The 1468-nt window shown below is 58.6% G+C and carries 2 protein-coding genes; one reads left to right on the top strand and one right to left on the bottom strand.

Annotated elements, in window-relative coordinates; translation table 11 throughout:
- Nucleotides 1-81: 81 nt before the first annotated feature.
- Nucleotides 82-339: a hypothetical protein gene (locus MPRO_RS26685; protein ID WP_500778567.1), complete on the top strand. Its 258-nt coding sequence runs from the start codon at nt 82-84 to the stop codon at nt 337-339.
- Nucleotides 340-1034: 695 nt separating this feature from the next.
- Here the strand turns inward: MPRO_RS26685 and MPRO_RS02600 are convergent.
- Nucleotides 1035-1418 (bottom strand): hypothetical protein, encoded by a 384-nt coding sequence (locus tag MPRO_RS02600; RefSeq protein ID WP_082708408.1) that lies wholly within the window; start codon nt 1416-1418, stop codon nt 1035-1037.
- Nucleotides 1419-1468 lie beyond the last annotated feature (50 nt).

Below are 1468 nucleotides of genomic sequence, written 5' to 3'. Positions count from 1 at the left end.
AGGAAAAGGAATAGGAATAGGAATAGGAATAGGACATTGAAGGGGAAATCATAAGCAAAGTGCGCCCATCTGGCAGCATCATTGCGACGCCGCGCCGGAGTACTGAGCACCTATGGTTTAAAGCCGTACATTGACCGATTTTCGCTTCAGCCCGTTGACGATCTCTATGCTGCGGTGGGTCGGCTGCGGATTGATCGACAGGTGCTCGCCCAGCGCCACCGATTTGGAACCGTGCAATACCAGCGACACCACTTCCTGCGGGCTGATACTTGCCAGCGGATACACCTCATCCGGCGAGACCGCCACCACCAGAGAGGGGCCACTGCCGCCGTCCTGTGATTTGGATCTGGGCTGCGACAGCGCCGCAAAGGCACCTTCAGCCTGGGGCGCCGCCTGACTTTTATTCGCCATGGTGCCCATCAGGCGTACATCCCGTGCCACCGTGCGCACACCCCGCGGGCCGCTTACCAGCACATCAAAGACATCGCCGCCACGCAACTGCGAGTGCGGGATAGTGCCCTGGCGCGGTGACAGCGTATAAAGTACCCGACCCACCGGGACCCGCTGCGCCAGCCAGCTGCGCGGCGGTGCCTGCAGATCCGAGGGCTGAAAACGCTCACCGTCTTTTTTAGCGGTGAGCAGCAACTTGCCAATCAGCTCACGCGGGTTATCGATGCCTTCCAGCTCGTCACTCACCCGGCGCTGTTCCAGCATGTTGCGACCAATCGTCTGCCCCGCCGCCAGATCGCTGCTGGCAACCCAGGCAATCTGGGTCGACAGACGCTCAACCTGGCGTACACCCAAAACGCCCGCCAATGCTGTCGACACCACAAAGACCATTACCGCCGCAGTGGCACTGCCTGTCAGTTTGCGTTTCATGTCTGGCCTCCATCACTGTCGGGGGTCGTCTTTCTGAGCTCAGTGCTCTGGTCAGAAAGCACTCACCTCAGAATCCATCGTCACATTTGTTAAGCCCTAAACCCTAAAGACCACCCGAAGCTCAGGCTGCGGGTGGCCCTGATAAGCCCTGCCTGTTAGCGAATAACGACAGTACCTGCATTGCTCGAGGACGAAGAACCGGCACCGGCAACCACCGTGCTGCCTTCTGTGTTATCCAGCGCAACAAAGCTGAATTCGGCCTCATCGCCTGCCAGCGTATCGATCGCATCACCGTAGGAGGAACCATCCACGCCAGCGGTCGATTCGGCGTTCAGCATGCCGTTAAAGGCGTAGGACTGATCCAGTGCACCTATGGCCTCGGCCACGTCTTCCATTTCCGCGGTCACCGCATCTCGCATAGTGACCAGGCCCACCACCATACCCATGACCATCACGGTCACCAGCAGGACGAGTTCGGTGGTCATCACGAATCCACCCTGTTTTTTGGCAGCGCTGTGCAGCTTGGTAGTTGCTTTCATGAGTCGTTCCTCAGTATCCATATTTTTGTATGGGGGCCGCTCCTGAGGAG

This window comes from Marinobacterium profundum (assembly GCF_001528745.1).
Lineage (GTDB): Bacteria > Pseudomonadota > Gammaproteobacteria > Pseudomonadales > Balneatricaceae > Marinobacterium_A > Marinobacterium_A profundum.
The sequence above is the reverse complement of the archived record's forward strand: the minus strand, read 5'-3'. Positions and strand labels throughout refer to the sequence as shown.

Bases quoted from the DNA above. Each gene is read 5' to 3' on its own strand.
- MPRO_RS02600 (WP_082708408.1), bottom strand. From the start codon at position 1,418: ATGAAAGCAACTACCAAGCTGCACAGCGCTGCCAAAAAACAGGGTGGA.